Consider the following 16,189-nt stretch of genomic DNA (forward strand, 5'->3'; position numbering starts at 1 on the left):
TCGGCATCAGCGATCACCGGCCGGCGGGACGCGGGGCGAGAAGGTCTCGTCGGCCATCAGAGCTGAACGTCCTTGATAAGCCGCGGGCTCTTCGCGGTGACCAACGTCGGGGCGATCTCCTCGTGCAGGCGGTGGTCGCCTGACAGCCGCTCGTCGACCACAACGGTGTCGAACACGTGGGCTCTCGCTCGCGTCGAGCGTGGCGGCATCACGACGATCTGGCCGATTGAGTGCTGGTCGCGGATCTCCTCGGCGCCGTTGCCGCGGAGGACCGTGAAGCAGCCAGCCGAGATGCTTGCCTCGGCCTCGGCGGTCAGCTCGTCGAGCAGCGGCTTCACGCGCGAGCTCAGAGCCACCATAAGGATCCTGCGACCCCTGACCATTTCCGCGAGGAGTGCCCCGAGGTCAGCGTGACCGGCGTCGAGGTACACGACGCGAGTCGCGCCGTTGTGTCCGTGGATCTTCCTCACGGAGTCGATCGACGGCCAGACGACGGTGGAGCGGTGCTCGCCGAGCCAGCGCACGACGGCGACGCCGTCGGAGAACTCGACTCCCTCGGCGACCACGCCGGTACCGGAGACGCCTGAGACGTCGCGATCGCGCTGCAGCTCGAAGCGGCGGCTGGTGCCCGTCACTGGGGCGCTCCTGACGCGACGAAGGGGTCAGGCACGACGCGCAGACCCGGCGCGGCTCTCTCCCACTCGGGGTCCTCGGCCGGCGGCTCGGAGATCTCCTCAGCGCCCGGCGCGGCCTCGGCCTCGGCCGACACCTTCTCGTCGGCGACGTCCTCGGCTGCGCTGTCGTCCGGGTCGTAGAAGTCGAGCGGCATCTGACCGGCGCCGGCCTTGACGAGGGCGGCGACGTCGGCCTTCCAGAGGCCGTTGCGCTTGATCACGCCGAGGAACTCCTCGACGTCGTGGCCGCGGGTGCGGCCGACCCACTCGCCGTCGTTGTTGCGCTCGACCGCGAGGTGCGAGAGCTCGTGGTCGACCAGGGCCTTCTTCTGCTCCGGCTTCATGCCCTCCCAGAGGTCCTTGGGGAACTCGAGGACGAACAGCGGGGCGCCGACCGAGCCGTCGTCGACAAGGAACTGGGTCAGGCCGGCGATCTTGCGGGCCTTGCCGAGGATGGCCCGGCCGCGGGTGACGGCGTGCACGTCGCGGAACACGTAGAGGATCTGCGCGTGCTTGAGGTCGTCGTGCTGCTTCACGTCCGCGATCAGGCGGTCCGCGATCGGCTTCACCTGGTCGGTGGCCCACTCCCACTCGACGCTCACAGCTCGGCGCCTTCGGTGTCGGGGAAGCGGATCTGGCCCGTGTCGTCGTCGCGGACGACGCGGCCGGCGCGGACGAGGTGCTCGTGGGCCTCGCGCAGCGCGCGGGCCTCGTCGTCCCAGAAGGTCGGCGCCTCGATCCCGGCGTCGAGCAGGTGCCCGAGCTGGGTCAGTAGGTCGAGGGCGTCGGCGAGCTCGAGCGAGCGGAAGAGCGGGATGTCCCATCGGACGAGGGGGACCCGGTCTCCGTCGGTGATGTCGCGGCCGAGGTCGACGTCGAGCCGAGGGTGCACGTGCAGGAGGCCTCCCCAGCCGTCGACGCCGACGACGACGTGCAGGGCGTCCCGGTGCGGTGCGGCACCGTGCTCGAAGACCGTGGCATTCGTCCGGTCGGCCTGCTGCACGACCCTGCCGGCGAGCACTGCCAGGTCGTGCAGGTGGGCCTGTTCCTCGTCCGCGAGCGCGACGACGGCCTTGACGAGGCGGTCGAACTCGTCGGCGGTGACGGGGATCGGAAGGGCGTCGTCGATGGCCGCGCAGTACTTCGCGATGCGGGCGGCTTGGGCGGTGATGGCCGCGACGTCGTCGGGGGCGGTCTGGGTGGTCATCGGCGTGGGCTCCTCGAGACGATGAGGATGCCGAGGAGAGCGCAGAGCACGGTGACGACGGCGCTGCCGACCGTCATCGGTGAGGTGAAGAACATCGCGACGGCGACGCCCACCGCGGCGAGCACGATGAGCACGAGGCAGGTCAGGATCTCCATCAGGCGGTCTCGTCCGGTCCGCTGAGCTCGTCGTCGGCCTGCCCGTCGGCCGGCTCATCGGCGACGGGCCCGTCGACGTTCCACCTGGCGGATCCCGACTGGGAGTACTCCGTGCCGGTGAACCGGTCCCGCTCCCAGTCGGACCACGGGTAGCCGTACGCCGTCAGGGTCGCGGTCCAGGCGCGGCCGGGGGCTCCGTAGGTGTGGGGCCCGGGGTAGGGGTCGATCTTGCGGAGGCTCGTCTCGCCGGCGATGTGGGTGGCGATGTCGAGGGCGAGGACGAGGGCGTTCACGTTGAGCCGGCTGAGCGGCTGGGCGAGCGCTTCGGCGAGGTCCTCGGCCTGCTGGTCCTCGTCGGTGCCCTTGACGACCTCGGGGACGGGTGCGCCGAGGATCTCGAGCAGCAGCCGGGCGCCCTTGAGGTCGCGGTAGTAGGTCGTCTCGAAGTTGAACTGGTCGACGATGAGGGCCTGCAGGCGAGTCCGGACGACGACAGGGTCGGAGACCTTCGCCAGCTGGTCGCGCAGGAACGTGGCACGCGCCTCGGCGGCCGCTCCGGCGCTCTTCGTCAGCTCGTCCTTGAGGGCGGCCAGCTCGGCCTCGGCCTTGAGCTCGGCCCTGGTCTTCGTCGGCTTGGGCTTCGGGTGCAGCTTCGGCTGGGTGCACCCGTGCACGAGCTTCTTGCGCGAGTACTCCGTCGCCCAGTAGGTGGCCCGGCCGGGGCAGTCCTTGTGCGTCCGCTGCTCGGCGGCGTCGATCTTGCCGTCGGCCTCCCAGGTGCGCGGGAAGTTGGGCAGCAGGTCCTCGAGGTGCTTCGATCCCTTCGGCTGGTCGGCGAGTACGGTGACGCCGGCCTCGCTGAGCTTCTCGAGCCGGACCGCGAGCGCCGCGGCCTCCTCGCGCTCCCGGCGCGCGCTGTTGAGCGTGAAGGTGTAGTTGTTCGAGCCGACGGCCTTGAGGAGCGTCTTCTGGGCCTTGGGGTCATCGTCGAACTCGGAGATCTCGAGGGCCTGCTCGATCGTGACCTGGTGGGCCTGCAGCGCCGAGCGGGCGGCCTCGCCGATCTTCGCGAGCTTGAGGCGGTCGCGGATCCGGGTCGCGGGCTGGCCGACCTTGGCGGCGAGCGCCTTCTGGGTGAGGCCGTCGATGTCGAGGAGCAGCTGGTAGGCGTCGGCCTCCTCCACGGGGGTGAGGTCGACGCGCTGCAGGTTCTCGACGAGCATGGCCTCGATCTGCGCGCCGCGGGTCGTGAGGTCCTCGCGGATGAGGACCGGCACCGTCGGGAGCTTGGCCTTCTTCGCCGCGGCGAGGCGGCGGTGACCGGCGATCAGCAGCCAGGTCGCCTTGCCCATCGACCGGGCGGTCATGCCGGTGTGCGGCGGGGCGACGACGAGCGGCTCGAGGAGGCCGACGGACTCGACCGAGGCGGCCAGGTCGGTGACGTCGCCGACGTCGAGGCGGACGTTGTCCGGGTGTCCCTTGACCTGCGAGAGGGCGACGTGCTCGAGGCGGGTCTGCGCGGTCGGGGTGGTGGCGGTGGCGGTCATGACGGTGGTGCTCCTTCGGCTGTGGTTCGGCTGGGGTCGCGACCGGTGTCGAGGGTCGCTGCGAGGCGCTCCGCGAACGGGCGCCAGGCGGTCGTGGTGGGGAGCTCGTCGAACAACGCCTTGAGGTCCTCCAGCATCTGCGGGACCTGCGCCGCGGCGAGGTGGCGGGTGTTGAGCCGGAGCATCCCCATGTGGGTGCGCACGACGAGGACGGTCATCCCGCGGCACCGGCGGCCCGAGGTGCACGAGACGTTGTCGAGGGCCTGGAAGCCGGGCTGCTCGGCGAGCCGGCACTGGCACGCCGGGTCGACGTGGTCGATCGCCTTGCACCAGGTCCGCACCTCGTCGGCGAGCGCCGTCAGGCGCAGACGCATCCGCTCGTCGCTCTTGGTGCTCACGCGGCCCTCCCCATGAATCGGCCGCCATTGGCGCGAGCTCGGCTGCGGGCGTGGCACTCCCGGCAGCGGACGGCGTTGCGGGTCACCTGCTTCGGGCAGTCGGCGCAGGGGTGGGTGCGAGGGCGAGGCGGCTTGAGCCACGTCCGGCCGCGCAGCTGCTCGAACCTGTTGGCCAGGTCGGGGCGCTCCGCCCGGTACAGGGCCCGGGCGATCGACTCTGGGCGCATCCCGAGGTGGGAGGCGATCGACAGCGGCCGGTCCCCGAACCCTAGGAAGTGCTCGACCTCCTCGACGACGACGGCGCGCGGCGTCATCCGGCTACCTCCACGAGGTCCTGCTCGTGACCCTCGACGGGCTGCCCGCAGACGCGGCACTGGCCCTCGTCGAGGGAGCGCTGGTAGGCGTGGCGGGACTCGTCGGCGCGGATGACGTGCTCCCAGCACTCACCGCACCCGGTCATCCCGATCTGTCGTGCACCGCGACCGTGCTCGTTGAGGCAGCGTGCTCGGACGCGACCGGCGAGCGGGTGCTCCGCGCCGAGGTGGAAGCGGTAGGTGGCGTGGGGCGGGCTGTGCCGGCCCGGGCACGGCCGACGGTGCTCGCCTGGGTGACGCCCATCTGGCCGGCCTCGACGAGGTCCTGCTGCTCGGTCGAGAGGTTGAGTAGGGCGAGGCGGTTGCTCACGAACGAGTCGGAGCGTCCGATCCGCTTCGCGAGCTCCTGGCCGGTCCAGCTCTTCGAGACCTTGAGCCGGTTCAGCGCCCGCGCCTCCTCCATGGGTGAGAGGTCGCGCCGCTGGCCGTTCTCGATGAGCATCGCCGCGAGCACGTCGTCGGGACGGAGGTCCTTCGAGACGATGACCTCGGTGGAGGCGTGGCCCAAGCGCTGCAGCGCGGCGAGGCGGCGGTGGCCGGCGACGACGACCAGGGCCGCGCCGTGGCGGCGCACCACGATCGGCTGCAGAAGGCCGGACTGGCGGATCGACTCTGCCAGCTCGTCGACGTCGCCGAGGTCCTCGCGCGGGTTGTCCGGGTCCGGGTGAACGTCTGCGAGCGCCACCGTGACGAGGGTGCGACCGGTCATCGCCTCGGCGGCCGCGGCCGGCTTCTCCTGGGCGGCCGCGCGAAGCTGCTCGAGCGAGGCCCGCATCGCCTCGGTGTCGGGGTAGCCGTGGGTGCGGGCGATCTCCGCGGCGTGCGGGTAGGACAGCCCGGTGACCTCGGCGGCCTTTGCCACGGACTGGCGCAGCGCCACCTCCACTAGGCGCACCTCGAGCTCCTGTGAGACCGTCGCGCGCTTCACGACCGGGCTCCGTTGAGGCTCACTGGCGCTCACCCCGGCGGCGGGCGGCGACGAGGGTCACGATGCCGGCGAAGAGGATGGCACCGCCGAGCAGGGCCGTCAGCTGCACGTCCTGCGGCCCGGTGGCCGCGAGTTGGGCGCGCTGCGTGACCGCCGGCGCCGGGCTCGTCGTCGACGACGTGACCGGCAGCTGGGTGGCGCTCGTGCTCGTCGACGGGCTGCTGCTCGAGGACGACGTCGTCGACGGTGTGCTGGTCGGGGTCGACGACGGCGTCTCGGACGGGGTCTCCGTGGGCGTGGGGAGGGCGTCTCGGACGGTGTCGGCGACGGGCTCGGCGTCTCGGACGGCGTTGGGGTGCCGCTCGGGGTCTCCGTGGGCGTGGGCGTCGACGAGGGCGTCTCGGACGGCGTCGGGGTGCCGCTGGGCGTCACCGACGGCGTCGGCACCGACACGGTCTCCGACGGGGTGGGGGTGGGGCTCGGCGAGGGAGTGCTCGAGCATCCCGGGCCGGGCGGCAGGAACTGGTGGCTCAGGTAGACGGCCTGGTCCTCCGGGACGCCGCCGGCGATGGTCAGCAGCCCGTCGTCGTCGAGGGCGTCGACGACGCGCCGGTCGTGGTGGGTCTCGTACCGGTAGGTGTCGACCTGTCGCCACGAGCACTCGACGACCTCGACGGTCTGGGGCCACCAGTCGCCGAACGGATCCGTCGTCGGGTCGATCCCGGCCGGCAGGTACCAGGTGCGGGTCGTGGTCTCGCCGTGCCCGGTCGCGAGCGCGGGGACGGCCGTGGTGAGGGCGCCGACGACCAGGAGGAGCGTCGCGGCGAGGATGCGGGTGCGGTTCATCGAAGGTCCTGACTGGTGGTGGGGAGGTCGAGTGCGTCGAGCTGGGAGCGTCCGGCTCGCTGGTCGAAGGGGGAGCGGTCCGCGCTGCGGATGAACCACCGGGTCACGAGGCCGAGGAGCACGAGGATCAGCAGCGGCAGGGCCCAGGCGTTGCCGGCGGGGTGGGCGAGGCCGAACTCGGCGGCGGCCCGGAACGCGACCACGAGCGCGAGTGCGGCGGCGACGGTCCTGGTGAACCGGACGACGAGGCGGCCGCGGCGGGTCAGGACCACGACGCACCTCCCGAGAGCGCCTTGTTGAGTCGCCGTAGGTCCTTGAGCTGCTGGAAGGTCTCCGCCCACCATTCCTCGGCAGCGAAGGTCTGATGCGCGAGCTCCGTTGCCGTGTCGGCATCACCGCGCCGCAAGGCTGCGGCGCACTGCCTGCCCAGCGCCCCGCTGCGAGACCACGCTCGCTCTTCGGCCTGCACTGCCTGCTCCACGCTCGGGCCGGCCGACACTGTCGCGGTCGTCACCACAGGTCCTTGACGTCGAGCGGCTCGCGGGCCGGGACCGGGCGTGCGCCCTCGGTCGAACCGTCGGCGAGGACCAGGACTGCGCCGAGTGGACGCTCGGCGCGGGCGATGTCGAGCGCCGAGGCCTGCTCGTCGACGCGGACCTCGAGGAGCGCGGACGACGCCGCGGTCTGGACGTAGGCGTCAGCGAGCGGGGCCGGCATCCGGAGCGCGGAGGTCTGCGCGCTGATCGTCTGCTGGCGCAGGTGGATGGCGTACAGCTCGTCGGTGGCCTCGCGGAGGGTGACCGAGTGCGCGGCGAGCCGGGCGGACAGGCGCAGCAGGCGGCGCTCGATCGCGTCGGCTAGGGCCGGGTGCTGCCTGGCGGCGGGGCGGCGGGTCGCGACGGCGGTCACGGGAGCAGGTCCTTGTCGACGAGCCAGAGGCCGCGGGCGTCGAGGTCGGCGACGGCGGCCGCTGCGAACGTGACCTTGAGCTCGGCGCGGTGGCGGAACCGGACGGTCAGGGTCTGGCCGTGGGTCTTGCCGCCGGAAGGGACGATGACGTACGCGACGCGGCCACGCATCAGGGCGGCGAAGAGGCTGCGCTGGCGGCTCGTCGAGAGGAGCTGGACCTGCACGGCGATGCCCGCGTCGGCCTCGCCCGGGCCGGGCTCACCGAGGGCGATCAGGATGTCGTCGACGTCGTCGGTGATGACCTGGGCCGCGGGGGCATCGACGTCGGCGACCGAGGGCCGGATCGGGCGGACGGTGCCCGCCAGATCGGCGGGGGAGGGGTGGTGTTCTGCGGTGGTTGGCTGGTCCATCACGGGACCTCGCTTCCTGTTCGGCTGTTCGGCTGGGGTGGTGCGGCGGTGAGAGGTGGTCCCCGACCAGGCGAGAGGCGTGCCCCGGAACAGAGGGGGGGACTCCGCTCGACAGGTGGCCGGTCTCGCCTGGCCGGGGACTGAGGTCGGGACGGCCGCCGCAAGGTCCTGACGGCTCGGTGCGCTGCCCCTACAGCTGCGCGTGGTGAGCCCGGACCCGACACAGGGGTGGCGGCCGCCCCGGGTCTAGGGCGGAGAGCGGCCGGGGCCGCCCGGGGCGTACCAGTCCGCGACGCGCGCGGCCTGCTCGCGGGCGTCGGCGGCCATGCACTTCGTACACAGGCCGGAGTCCTCGTCGACGTGCCGGTCGGTGCTGCCGCAGCGGGTGCACGCCAGCGCGAGGTCGTCGATCGTCAGCTGGTCGCCGGCGGCCTTGGCCGCGCGCTCCTCAGCCGCGGCCTCGTCGACGAGTTCCTGGAAGCCGTCGGGCCGGCGCGGGGTGTAGCCGAGCGCGCTCACGCGGCAGCTGTGGTGGACCTTGAAGCGCTGACCGCAGGCCTCGCAGCGGACGAAGCCGCGCGCGTCGGTACGGGCCGCGAGCGCCATCACGAACGCCCCCTCGAGGCCGGGACGGCGACGGAACGGCGCGCGGTCGCGTACGCGTCACGGACGTGCTGCGGGGGCTCGCCGTGCTCGCGCAGGACACGGGCCCACCACTGCTGCGCGGTCTCGGGCTCGACCCGTGCCGGCTGGGCGCTCATGCGACGGCCTCGGCAGGCATCAGGAAGTGCGAGGGGATGCCCAGGAAGTCGGCCACGGCGGTGACGTCGTCGACATACCAGCGAAGCTGCCCCGTGAGCCGGCGGTAGGTCGTAACCTTCGACCAGCCGAGCGCTGCCGCCAGCTCCTGCTGCTGGATGTTCCTGCGGGCCAGCTCGGCCCGGACGTTCGCGGCGACAGCCTGCGTGGTCCGGGCGTTTGAGTGGCGTTCCATAAGTGGAACGGTAACCTCATCCGCTCGGATTACACAAGTGGAACACTCGGACATTTTCGGGCTGGTAGGTACTGGTACCCATCCGTGCAGAACCGTGACCCCGCTACCGTGGCGGTGTGAACACCTCAGCTGCGACGGCGGAAGTCATCCGTCGCGAACTCGAGCAACGTGGCATGAGCGACGCCGAGCTGGCGCGACGGTGGGGTGTGTCCAAGGCGACGATGTCCCGCAAGATGTCCGGGGTCTCGAAGTTCTTCGTCGAGGACGCCGAAGCGATCGCCGATGCCTTCGGGTGGAGCCTGCCGCACATGATGATGGAGATCGACCGCGCCCGGGCCGGTCGCGACAGGCACATCGACGGACTGACGCCCAGCGGCCGCGAGCGCGTCGACGAGGCGCGGCGCGAGCACGGCGTCGACCTCTGAGGGTCACGGATCGGTCTCGGTTTCGTTAGGGTGACCAACTCCACACCGGCCGTCGGCTAGTCGATCTAGTCTGCAGAGGTCGCCCTGGAGGGGGCCGGTGAAAGAGCCCGCCGGCATGGGTCCCAGGACGCGCCTCTGTTACCGACGCCCTAGGGGGTTACGAACCATGCTCTCGCTCAAGGTTTTCGCCGCTGTCGTCTCTCTGGCCGGGTGGGGGCTGGTCCTCTACACCTGGCTGGATGCCGGCCCGCTGGCCACCCGGGCTGCCGGGTACGGCGTCGGCCTGGCCCTGGGGGCCGGCTTCGCCATCATCGCCGCGAGCGCGGCTCTGCTCTCAGACGCGCGGCGGGCCTACGCCGTCGGGTTCCGTGACGGCCGTCGCGCCGCCACCGAGAGGATCTAGCCTCGCGCGCTACCAGCGGGGAGGACCTCGATCAGCGTGGGGTCGAAGATCCGCCGACCACGCCCGGCCGGCTGGATGGTCACCTCGAGCGTCGCAGCGAGCAGCGAGCGCCGCTGGCCGATGTCGAGCCGTTCCCATAGGGCGCGAGGGTCGCTCAGGTCCAACCCAGAGAGCACCGAGGGCCGGCGGAGCGTCCGCACCAGCCGCTCCTTCTCCTCGATCCTCGGTCGCAGCTTCGCCTCGACCTTGGCGAGCGTTGCCGGCGCAATCGACCCGTCGGCCGCCTGGTCGATGAACGACTCACGGCGAGCGCGTAGCGCCGCCAGCTCGTCGACGGCCGCGGTCAGCTCGGGTGACGGCCTGTCTGTGGCCGGCTCGTTGTCGAGGTGGGCGAGGACCTGCAGGAGCCGGTCGATAACCAGCTCGTCGACCGGCTCCTGGACACGAGTCACGCCCATGCAGTACTTGCACAGGTAGGTGCTCGATCCGCGGTTGACGTGGTGGATCATCGGCCCGCCGCAGGCGCCGCACCGGGCGATGCCGGACAGCAGCCACTTCACCGAGCGGTCGACCCGCGGCCGGCCGCGGCCCATCTGCTCGAGCGCCGCCTGCGCGCGCTCCCACGTCGCCTCGTCGACGAGGGCCGCCCACGACGCTTGTCCGACGACCTCGCCGCGGTGCACGCGTAGACCGACGTAGGCGGGGTTGCTCGCGATCCGCTTCACGGTGGTGGGCAGCCACGCCGCCTTGTCGTGCCGGGTGCGGGCCGGCCGGGGGAGAGGCACCCCGCGCAGCGTGAGGTCTTGGGCGATCCGGTAGAGGGTCTCGCCGTGGCCCACCCGCTCGATGATCTCGCGCGCGAGCGGGGCGGTGCCGGCGACCTCCTCGCCGTCGACGACGCGGGGGTCGTCGGGGACCTGGCGCAGCAGCGCGCCGGTCGTGGCGTCGTACTCGCGGCGGTAGCCGTACGGCAGCTTGCCGTGAGGATGGCCAGCAGCGGCTCGAGAGCGGACGTTGCGGCGCAGCCGATCGCTGGTGCGCGCCGACTCGTCCTCGGCGAGCAGTGCGTCGAGGCCCGTGCGGAAGCGAGCGTCGCGCTTCGTCATGTCGTACAAGGTCCCGGTGTACCCCCACGCGACGCCGTGCTTAGAGCAGAGGTTCCTCAGGTCGGTGTAGTCCTCGAGGGTCCTCAGCGCGCGGGAGTGCTCCCACGTCAGCAGCACCTCGATGCGACCCGAGGCCACAAGCGCGACCAGCTCGCCCCACCGTTGGCGAGCGCCGGTGCTGCGCGCGTACCTCGAGGCCGAGCCCGTCTCGTCGATCACCTCGACGACGTCCCAACCCTCTCGCTCGGCCCACGCCGTGCACTCCTCGACCTGCTCGGCGACCGAGCGGCCCTGCTTCCTGGCGTCCCGGCTCACACGGGCATAGATCGCGGCTCGCATGGGTGGTAACATAACACCCACAACTCAGCGTTTGACGGCAGCAACGTGGCTGTCGTCGTCGGGATGGTGCTCGGGTCGTGCGCCGTGGTCGGGGTGCCGAGGCGCGCGCGGCCGTGGCTCGCCGGGCTGGCGCTGGCCGGGTTCGTCGTGCTCGCGCGCCCTGAGCCCAGCGTCGTGCGGGCGGCGGCGATGGGGCCATCGGGCTGCTCGGGCTCAGCCGCTCGAAGCGGTCGGCCGGGCTGCCGGTGCTCGGCGGCGCGGTCGTGCTCGTGCTCGTCCTCGACCCGTGGCTGGCCCGCTCCTACGGGTTCGTCCTGTCCACCCTCGCCACCCTCGGCCTGCTGCTCTTCACGCGACCGTGGGGCGAGGCCGTGGGCTCGCGGCTGCCCCGCCGGCTCGCGCCGCTCGGGCCGGCGCTCGCGGTGCCCGTCGCGGCGCAGGCCATGACGGCCCCGGTCATCGTGTTGCTGCAGGGCTCGGTGAGCGTCGTCGGGGTCGTCGCCAACCTCCTGGCCGCGCCGCTCGTGCCGGTGGCCACCGTCGCCGGGGTGTCGGCGTCCGTCGTGTCGCTGGTGTGGGCACGCGGCGCCGAGCTCGTCGCCTGGGTCGGCGTGGTGCCCACGGCCGGCATCGCCCGGGTCGCCCGCGTGTTCGCCGGGGTGCCGGGCGGCACCCTGCCCTGGCCCGACGGCCCGCCGGGTGCGCTGCTCCTCGCGGCGCTCGTCGCGCTCGTGCTGCTCACCGGCCGCGCGCTCGTCGCCCGGGTCGGCCGCCACCCGATCATCGCGTTCGGGGTGGTCGCGCTCGCGGGCGCGCTGCTCGTCCCGACCCGGGTCGTCACCGGACCGCCGCCCGGCTGGCGGGTGGTCATGTGCGACGTCGGGCAGGGCGACGCCGTCGTGGTCCGCAGCGCCCCGGGTCACGCCGTCCTCGTCGACACCGGACCCGACCCACCCCTCGTCGACGGCTGCCTCGACCGGCTCGGGGTGCAGACCATCGACGCCGTCGTCCTCACCCACTTCCACGCCGACCACGTCGACGGGCTGGCCGGTGTGTTCGGGGGTCGCGAGGTGCGCCAGCTGCTCGTGTGCCCCGTGCGCGAGCCGGCCGACGCAGCTGCGGGCGTCGACCGGCTGGCCCGGGCGCACGGGGTCCCCGTCACCCCGCTGCACGCCGGCGACCGCATCACGCTCGGCGAGCTCGACGCCGTCGTGTGGAGCCCCTGGCGGCGCATCGGTGAGGGCTCGGTGCCCAACAACGCGAGCGTCGTGCTCGCGGTGCGCACGGGCGACGTCGACGCCCTGCTCCTCGGCGACGTCGAGCGCGAGGCGGCCCACGACCTGCTGCTCCGGCTCCGGCGCGACCCCGCGATGTCCGTCGCCGCGCACGGGTTCGAGCTCGTCAAGACCCCGCACCACGGCAGCGCCAACCTCGACGAGGAGCTCATGGCCGCGGTCCGCGCGCCGGTCGGCGTCATCAGCGTGGGCGCCGACAACGACTACGGCCACCCCACCGCGAAGCACCTGGCCCTGCTGCGGCGGCTCGGCTACGCGGTGTACCGCACCGACCAGCGCGGCGACGTCGCCCTCGTCGAGGACGGTGAGGGCGTGCGGGTCGTGACCTCCCGCTGACGAGGGGTGGCGGGCGTCAGATGGAGAAGGTCGGCTCCGGCAGGCGCGTCGTCGGCGCGGTCGACTGCGACCGGGCGCTCTCGATGAGCGCGTCGAGGGTGGCCCGGACGGCCGGCACGCGGCCGAGGTCGGAGGTCGTCACGGCCGTGATGGTGCGGCGCGAGGCCGGCTCCATCGGCAGGGCCACGACGTCGCCGTGGTGCACCGTGCGGAGGATGAGGTCGGGGATGAGCGCCACGCCGAGGCCCTCGGCGACCAGGCCCATCACCGCGACGTAGTCCTCGGTCTCGTACGCGACGTCGGGGCGGAAGCCGGCGGCGTCGGCGAGCTGGACGAGGTGGCCGCGGCACCGGGGGCAGCCGGCGATCCACGGGTCGGCCGACAGGTCGCCGAGGTGCACGGTGGTCTGTTCGGCGACCGGGTGCGAGCGCGGCACGGCCAGGCGGACCTCGTCGTCGAGCAGCGGCGTGATCTCGAAGGCGTCGAGGTCCTCCTCGCCGCGGGCGACGTCGGTGCCCTCGTAGGCGAAGGCGACGGCGAGGTCGCACTCGCCGGCCTTGAGCGCGGCGAGGCTCTCCGGCGGCTCGGCCTCGGTGAAGCTGATGTTCACGTCGGGGAAGCGCTGCTTGACGAGCGAGAGGGCGCGGGGCACGAGCGTGGCCGAGGCCGACGGGAAGGCCATGAGCCGCACCCGGCCGCTGCGCAGCCCGGCGATGGCCGCGACCTCCTCCTCGGCGGCGTCGAGCGCGGCGAGCACCGGGCCGGCGTGCCGGGCGAGCACCAGGCCCGCCTCGGTGAGCCGCACGTTGCGCCCGATGCGCTCGACGAGCACCGTGCCGGTGCGCTGCTCGAGCCGGCGGACCATCTGCGAGATCGCGGGCTGGGTGTACCCGAGGGCCGCGGCGGCGGCGGTGAAGCTGCCCTCCTCGGCGATGGCGCGCATCACGCGCAGTCCGGCGGCGTCGATCATGACCCCATCCTATAAGCCCGTGTTATCGACCCGGCCGACCTCGCAACACGGCGTCATCCGAGCCCTGCCCCGCCCCGAGTCGAGTGCGCAGACGGTCGCGCGGGCGACCACGAGCGCCCTCGCCTCCGGTGGGTCGGTGTCGGCCGGCCGGGCGATACTGGACGGCATGCCGGACGTCCCCACCCCGACCGCGGTCCCGTCCGCGCGCGACGAGGTCGGCGTCACCCCGCCCTGGGCCACCCGCACCCTGCCCGACGCGGCCCGCGACCCCGCGGCCGTCGACCACCTCGCCGCCCTCCTGCGCGAGCACCCCGGCACCCTCGTCCTCACGGGCGCCGGGATGTCCACCGACTCGGGCATCCCCGACTACCGCGGCCGCGACGGCACCCGCCGGGTGATGCCGATGCAGCACGGCGAGTTCTGCGCCTCGACCGACAACCGGCAGAGGTACTGGGCCCGCTCGTTCGTCGGCTGGCAGCGCTTCAGCCGGGCCGAGCCCAACGCCGGCCACCGGGCGGTCGCCGCGCTCCAGCAGGTCGGCACCCTCGGCGCCGTCATCACCCAGAACGTCGACGGCCTGCACCAGGCCGCCGGCAGCCCCGCGGTCACCGAGCTGCACGGGTCCCTCGCCGACGTCGTCTGCCTCACCTGCGGCGACCGCACCGACCGCGAGCTGCTCCAGGCCCGGATGGTCGAGGCCAACCCCGGCTTCGAGGAGCAGGTCCGGGGGGCGGCCCCCGACGGTTCGCAGGTCAGCAGCCAGATCCGCCCCGACGGTGACGTCGTGCTGCCCGATGCCGCCGTCGCCGGCTTCCGCCTCCCGCTCTGCCTCGTCTGCGGCGCCGACACCCTCAAGCCCGACGTCGTCTTCTTCGGCGGCTCCGTGCCGCGCGAACGGGTCGACGCCTGCTTCGCCCTCACCGACGCCGCGCCGGCCCTGCTGGTCCTCGGCTCGTCGCTCGCGGTGATGTCCGGGTTGCGCTTCGTCCGGCACGCGGCCCGGCGCGGCATCCCGGTCGTCGGCGTGACGCGTGGCCCGACCCGTGGCGACGAGCACATGACCCTGCGGGTCGACGCCCCGCTCGCCCCGACCCTCGAGCGGCTCCTGCGCGACGAGGACGCCGCGTGAGCGACCCGACCGAGCTCGAGATCCGTTCCGCCACAGCGCAGGACCTCGCCGGGATGGTGCGCATCTACAACCACGCCGTCGACCACGCGGTGTCGACCTTCGACGTCGAGCACCGACCGGACGACCACTACGCCGGGTACCTGGCCTCCGACCGGCCGGGCGACCACGTGCTCGTGGCCGTCGACCCGATGGGCACGGTGCACGGCTACGCGTTCAGCGGCACCTACCGCCCGCGCGCCGCGTACGACGGCACCCGCGAGCTGTCGGTCTACCTCGACGCGTCCGCGCGCGGGCAGGGCCTCGGCCGCCGGCTCTACGACGAGCTGCTGGCCCGCGTCGACGCCGACGGCATCCACACCTGCATCGCGGTCATCGCCCAGCCGAACCCGGCGAGCGAGGCCCTGCACCGGGCCACCGGTTTCGAGCCCGTCGGCACGCTGCGCGAGGTCGGCCACAAGTTCGGCGACTGGGTCGACACCGCGTTCTGGCAGAGGATGCGCCCGGACGCCCGGGCCGACGCCTGACCCTCACTCCGGGCGCGGGTCGTGGATCGGCTCCTTCGGCAGCTTCTTGACCTTGCGCGAGCGCCGTCGGCGGTTGGGGATCATCGAGCGCATCTCCTCGAGCTTGCCGAAGCACAGGAGCCGGTCGCCGGACTCGAGCAGGTGGTGCCCGTTCGGGTTGGGGATGACCGCCGTCCCGCGGTGCAGCGTCAGCGCGGTGATGTCACGCTCGCGAAGACCGCTCTCCGCCAACGACTTCCCGACGAGGTCGGACGCCTCGTGCACCGCGATCTCGGCCACGCCGTAGCCCGTCGACACCGTGAGCCGCTGGCGCACGTCGATCTCCGGGAAGGCCACCTGGTTGTCGATGTGGTCGATGATGGCGCCCGCGACGTCGAGCTTGGTCGCCGTCTCGATGCCCTCGAGCCCGGGGGAGGAGTTGACCTCCATCACCTGCGGCCCGTCGAGCCCCTCGAGCATGTCGACGCCGGCGAACCGCAGCCCCATGATCTGCGCCGAGCGCACCGCCGCCCGCTCGAACGCGGGGTCGAGCTCGACCGGCTCGACCGACCCGCCGCGGTGCACGTTGGACCGGAACTCGTCGCCCTTGGCCACGCGGCGCATCGCGGCGACCACCCGGTCGCCCACGACGAGCGCGCGGATGTCGCGGCCCTTGCTCTCCTTGACGAACCGCTGGATGAGCACGTTCTGCTTCGTCGACTGCAGCGTCTCGATGATCGCCTCGGCGACCTTGATCGTCGGCGCCAGGATGACCCCGATGCCCTGCGTCCCCTCGAGCAGCTTGATGACCACCGGGGCGCCGCCGACCCGCTCGATCGCCGGGATGACGTCGGCCCGGTCGCGCACGAACGTCGTCGGCGGCATCCCGATGTGGTGCCGCGACAGGATCTGGGTGGCCCGCAGCTTGTCCCGCGAGTTCGCGATGCCCCACGAGGTGTTCGGCGTGTAGACGTCCATCTGCTCGAACTGACGCACGACGGCCGTGCCGAAGTAGGTGATGGAGTTGCCGATTCGCGGCAGGATGGCGTCGTACGTCGACAGCGGCTTGCCGCGGAACTGCAGGTCGGGCTCGTCGCCGGAGAGGTCGATGCCGAACCGGAGGGTGTTGAGGACCTTGACCTCGTGACCCCGGTCGAGGGCGGCGGTGCGCAGGCGCTGCGTACTGTACGAGCGAGGCGCGCGGGACAGGATCGCGAGCTTCATGGTTTCCCGGTCGGAGA

The 16,189-nt window shown here is 72.7% G+C and carries 25 protein-coding genes and 1 pseudogene; 6 read left to right on the forward strand and 20 right to left on the reverse strand.

Features of this window, described 5'->3' with window-relative positions:
- Positions 1-56: 56 nt before the first annotated feature.
- The 17 genes from G7075_RS20160 to G7075_RS04475 form a co-directional block, all read right to left on the reverse strand.
- A complete protein-coding gene (locus G7075_RS20160) occupies positions 57-635 on the reverse strand; it encodes a hypothetical protein (protein ID WP_205860617.1) in 579 nt (192 codons plus the stop codon).
- Entirely contained in the window at positions 632-1,276 is a 645-nt protein-coding gene (locus G7075_RS04400) for a putative metallopeptidase (RefSeq protein WP_166119246.1), read from the reverse strand. Before G7075_RS04400 ends, G7075_RS20160 begins: the two co-directional genes overlap by 4 nt.
- Positions 1,273-1,881 (reverse strand): hypothetical protein, encoded by a 609-nt coding sequence (locus tag G7075_RS04405; protein WP_166119248.1) that lies wholly within the window; start codon positions 1,879-1,881, stop codon positions 1,273-1,275. The genes G7075_RS04400 and G7075_RS04405 overlap by 4 nt, the downstream gene beginning before the upstream one ends.
- Entirely contained in the window at positions 1,878-2,036 is a 159-nt protein-coding gene (locus tag G7075_RS04410) for a hypothetical protein (RefSeq protein ID WP_166119251.1), read from the reverse strand. Before G7075_RS04410 ends, G7075_RS04405 begins: the two co-directional genes overlap by 4 nt.
- Positions 2,036-3,583 carry a ParB/RepB/Spo0J family partition protein gene (locus G7075_RS04415; protein ID WP_166119253.1) on the reverse strand — a complete coding sequence of 516 codons (1,548 nt, stop codon included), beginning with the start codon at positions 3,581-3,583 and terminating at the stop codon, positions 2,036-2,038. The genes G7075_RS04410 and G7075_RS04415 overlap by 1 nt, the downstream gene beginning before the upstream one ends.
- Positions 3,580-3,981 (reverse strand): hypothetical protein, encoded by a 402-nt coding sequence (locus tag G7075_RS04420; RefSeq protein WP_166117819.1) that lies wholly within the window; start codon positions 3,979-3,981, stop codon positions 3,580-3,582. Before G7075_RS04420 ends, G7075_RS04415 begins: the two co-directional genes overlap by 4 nt.
- A complete protein-coding gene (locus tag G7075_RS04425; RefSeq protein ID WP_166119256.1) occupies positions 3,978-4,295 on the reverse strand; it encodes a hypothetical protein in 318 nt (105 codons plus the stop codon). The genes G7075_RS04420 and G7075_RS04425 overlap by 4 nt, the downstream gene beginning before the upstream one ends.
- Positions 4,292-4,441, reverse strand: coding sequence for a hypothetical protein (locus G7075_RS04430; protein ID WP_166119258.1), 150 nt, complete (start codon positions 4,439-4,441; stop codon positions 4,292-4,294). The genes G7075_RS04425 and G7075_RS04430 overlap by 4 nt, the downstream gene beginning before the upstream one ends.
- Positions 4,438-5,250 carry a ParB/RepB/Spo0J family partition protein gene (locus G7075_RS04435; RefSeq protein ID WP_166119261.1) on the reverse strand — a complete coding sequence of 271 codons (813 nt, stop codon included), beginning with the start codon at positions 5,248-5,250 and terminating at the stop codon, positions 4,438-4,440. Before G7075_RS04435 ends, G7075_RS04430 begins: the two co-directional genes overlap by 4 nt.
- Positions 5,251-5,302: 52 nt before the next feature.
- Positions 5,303-5,785, reverse strand: coding sequence for an LPXTG cell wall anchor domain-containing protein (locus G7075_RS20165; protein ID WP_205860618.1), 483 nt, complete (start codon positions 5,783-5,785; stop codon positions 5,303-5,305).
- Positions 5,786-6,125: 340 nt separating this feature from the next.
- Positions 6,126-6,401, reverse strand: a complete 276-nt coding sequence (locus tag G7075_RS04445; protein ID WP_166117823.1) for a hypothetical protein — start codon at positions 6,399-6,401, stop codon at positions 6,126-6,128.
- Positions 6,392-6,643, reverse strand: coding sequence for a hypothetical protein (locus tag G7075_RS04450; protein WP_166117824.1), 252 nt, complete (start codon positions 6,641-6,643; stop codon positions 6,392-6,394). The genes G7075_RS04445 and G7075_RS04450 overlap by 10 nt, the downstream gene beginning before the upstream one ends.
- Complete coding sequence (locus G7075_RS04455) at positions 6,640-7,038, reverse strand: hypothetical protein (protein WP_166117825.1); 399 nt, start codon at positions 7,036-7,038, stop codon at positions 6,640-6,642. Before G7075_RS04455 ends, G7075_RS04450 begins: the two co-directional genes overlap by 4 nt.
- Positions 7,035-7,448 (reverse strand): hypothetical protein, encoded by a 414-nt coding sequence (locus G7075_RS04460; RefSeq protein WP_166117826.1) that lies wholly within the window; start codon positions 7,446-7,448, stop codon positions 7,035-7,037. The genes G7075_RS04455 and G7075_RS04460 overlap by 4 nt, the downstream gene beginning before the upstream one ends.
- A 246-nt stretch (positions 7,449-7,694) precedes the next feature.
- Positions 7,695-8,057, reverse strand: coding sequence for a hypothetical protein (locus G7075_RS04465; RefSeq protein ID WP_166119264.1), 363 nt, complete (start codon positions 8,055-8,057; stop codon positions 7,695-7,697).
- Positions 8,054-8,209, reverse strand: coding sequence for a hypothetical protein (locus tag G7075_RS04470; RefSeq protein WP_166119266.1), 156 nt, complete (start codon positions 8,207-8,209; stop codon positions 8,054-8,056). The genes G7075_RS04465 and G7075_RS04470 overlap by 4 nt, the downstream gene beginning before the upstream one ends.
- On the reverse strand, positions 8,206-8,442 hold the full coding sequence (locus G7075_RS04475) for a helix-turn-helix domain-containing protein (RefSeq protein WP_166119269.1): 237 nt from the start codon (positions 8,440-8,442) through the stop codon (positions 8,206-8,208). Before G7075_RS04475 ends, G7075_RS04470 begins: the two co-directional genes overlap by 4 nt.
- A 116-nt stretch (positions 8,443-8,558) precedes the next feature.
- Between G7075_RS04475 and G7075_RS04480 the strand changes: the two genes are divergently transcribed.
- Entirely contained in the window at positions 8,559-8,867 is a 309-nt protein-coding gene (locus tag G7075_RS04480) for a helix-turn-helix transcriptional regulator (RefSeq protein WP_256378057.1), read from the forward strand.
- A 166-nt stretch (positions 8,868-9,033) separates the two neighbouring features.
- Positions 9,034-9,270 carry a hypothetical protein gene (locus G7075_RS04485; protein WP_166119274.1) on the forward strand — a complete coding sequence of 79 codons (237 nt, stop codon included), beginning with the start codon at positions 9,034-9,036 and terminating at the stop codon, positions 9,268-9,270.
- On the opposite strand, the gene G7075_RS04490 is transcribed toward G7075_RS04485, so the two are convergent.
- Complete coding sequence (locus G7075_RS04490) at positions 9,267-10,715, reverse strand: recombinase family protein (RefSeq protein ID WP_166119276.1); 1,449 nt, start codon at positions 10,713-10,715, stop codon at positions 9,267-9,269. The genes G7075_RS04485 and G7075_RS04490 overlap by 4 nt on opposite strands.
- Positions 10,716-10,778: 63 nt before the next feature.
- On the opposite strand from G7075_RS04490, the pseudogene G7075_RS21960 reads away from it, so the two are divergent.
- Together G7075_RS21960 and G7075_RS21965 are read left to right on the forward strand one after the other, a co-directional pair.
- A pseudogene (locus G7075_RS21960) lies at positions 10,779-10,847 on the forward strand (hypothetical protein); the annotation flags it as partial.
- A 113-nt stretch (positions 10,848-10,960) separates the two neighbouring features.
- The gene (locus G7075_RS21965; protein WP_256378058.1) at positions 10,961-12,346 is read left to right on the forward strand and encodes a ComEC/Rec2 family competence protein; all 1,386 of its coding nucleotides are present in this window, start codon (positions 10,961-10,963) and stop codon (positions 12,344-12,346) included.
- A 16-nt stretch (positions 12,347-12,362) separates the two neighbouring features.
- Here the strand turns inward: G7075_RS21965 and G7075_RS04500 are convergent, their stop codons facing one another.
- Positions 12,363-13,316, reverse strand: coding sequence for a LysR family transcriptional regulator (locus G7075_RS04500; protein WP_166119279.1), 954 nt, complete (start codon positions 13,314-13,316; stop codon positions 12,363-12,365).
- Positions 13,317-13,482: 166 nt separating this feature from the next.
- Between G7075_RS04500 and G7075_RS04505 the strand changes: the two genes are divergently transcribed.
- The gene (locus G7075_RS04505; protein ID WP_166119282.1) at positions 13,483-14,445 is read left to right on the forward strand and encodes an NAD-dependent protein deacetylase; all 963 of its coding nucleotides are present in this window, start codon (positions 13,483-13,485) and stop codon (positions 14,443-14,445) included.
- On the forward strand, positions 14,442-14,969 hold the full coding sequence (locus tag G7075_RS04510) for a GNAT family N-acetyltransferase (RefSeq protein ID WP_166119284.1): 528 nt from the start codon (positions 14,442-14,444) through the stop codon (positions 14,967-14,969). The genes G7075_RS04505 and G7075_RS04510 overlap by 4 nt, the downstream gene beginning before the upstream one ends.
- 3 nt (positions 14,970-14,972) lie before the next feature.
- On the opposite strand, the gene G7075_RS04515 is transcribed toward G7075_RS04510, so the two are convergent.
- Complete coding sequence (locus G7075_RS04515; RefSeq protein ID WP_166119286.1) at positions 14,973-16,172, reverse strand: RimK family alpha-L-glutamate ligase; 1,200 nt, start codon at positions 16,170-16,172, stop codon at positions 14,973-14,975.
- Positions 16,173-16,189: the final 17 nt, after the last annotated feature.

The organism is Phycicoccus sp. HDW14 (assembly GCF_011383005.1).
Lineage (GTDB): Bacteria > Actinomycetota > Actinomycetes > Actinomycetales > Dermatophilaceae > Phycicoccus.

Excerpts from the sequence above, each read along its gene's own strand:
- G7075_RS04460 (WP_166117826.1), bottom strand. The coding sequence starts at position 7,448 with ATGGACCAGCCAACCACCGCAGAACACCACCCCTCCCCCGCCGATCTG.
- G7075_RS04425 (WP_166119256.1), bottom strand. The coding sequence starts at position 4,295 with ATGACGCCGCGCGCCGTCGTCGTCGAGGAGGTCGAGCACTTCCTAGGG.
- G7075_RS04490 (WP_166119276.1), bottom strand. The coding sequence starts at position 10,715 with ATGCGAGCCGCGATCTATGCCCGTGTGAGCCGGGACGCCAGGAAGCAG.
- G7075_RS20165 (WP_205860618.1), bottom strand. The coding sequence starts at position 5,785 with ATGCTCGAGCACTCCCTCGCCGAGCCCCACCCCCACCCCGTCGGAGAC.
- G7075_RS04500 (WP_166119279.1), bottom strand. The coding sequence starts at position 13,316 with ATGATCGACGCCGCCGGACTGCGCGTGATGCGCGCCATCGCCGAGGAG.
- G7075_RS04485 (WP_166119274.1), top strand. The coding sequence starts at position 9,034 with ATGCTCTCGCTCAAGGTTTTCGCCGCTGTCGTCTCTCTGGCCGGGTGG.
- G7075_RS04475 (WP_166119269.1), bottom strand. The coding sequence starts at position 8,442 with ATGGAACGCCACTCAAACGCCCGGACCACGCAGGCTGTCGCCGCGAAC.
- G7075_RS04415 (WP_166119253.1), bottom strand. The coding sequence starts at position 3,583 with ATGACCGCCACCGCCACCACCCCGACCGCGCAGACCCGCCTCGAGCAC.
- G7075_RS04470 (WP_166119266.1), bottom strand. The coding sequence starts at position 8,209 with ATGAGCGCCCAGCCGGCACGGGTCGAGCCCGAGACCGCGCAGCAGTGG.
- G7075_RS04515 (WP_166119286.1), bottom strand. The coding sequence starts at position 16,172 with ATGAAGCTCGCGATCCTGTCCCGCGCGCCTCGCTCGTACAGTACGCAG.
- G7075_RS04430 (WP_166119258.1), bottom strand. The coding sequence starts at position 4,441 with ATGACCGGGTGCGGTGAGTGCTGGGAGCACGTCATCCGCGCCGACGAG.
- G7075_RS04410 (WP_166119251.1), bottom strand. The coding sequence starts at position 2,036 with ATGGAGATCCTGACCTGCCTCGTGCTCATCGTGCTCGCCGCGGTGGGC.
- G7075_RS04405 (WP_166119248.1), bottom strand. The coding sequence starts at position 1,881 with ATGACCACCCAGACCGCCCCCGACGACGTCGCGGCCATCACCGCCCAA.
- G7075_RS04505 (WP_166119282.1), top strand. The coding sequence starts at position 13,483 with ATGCCGGACGTCCCCACCCCGACCGCGGTCCCGTCCGCGCGCGACGAG.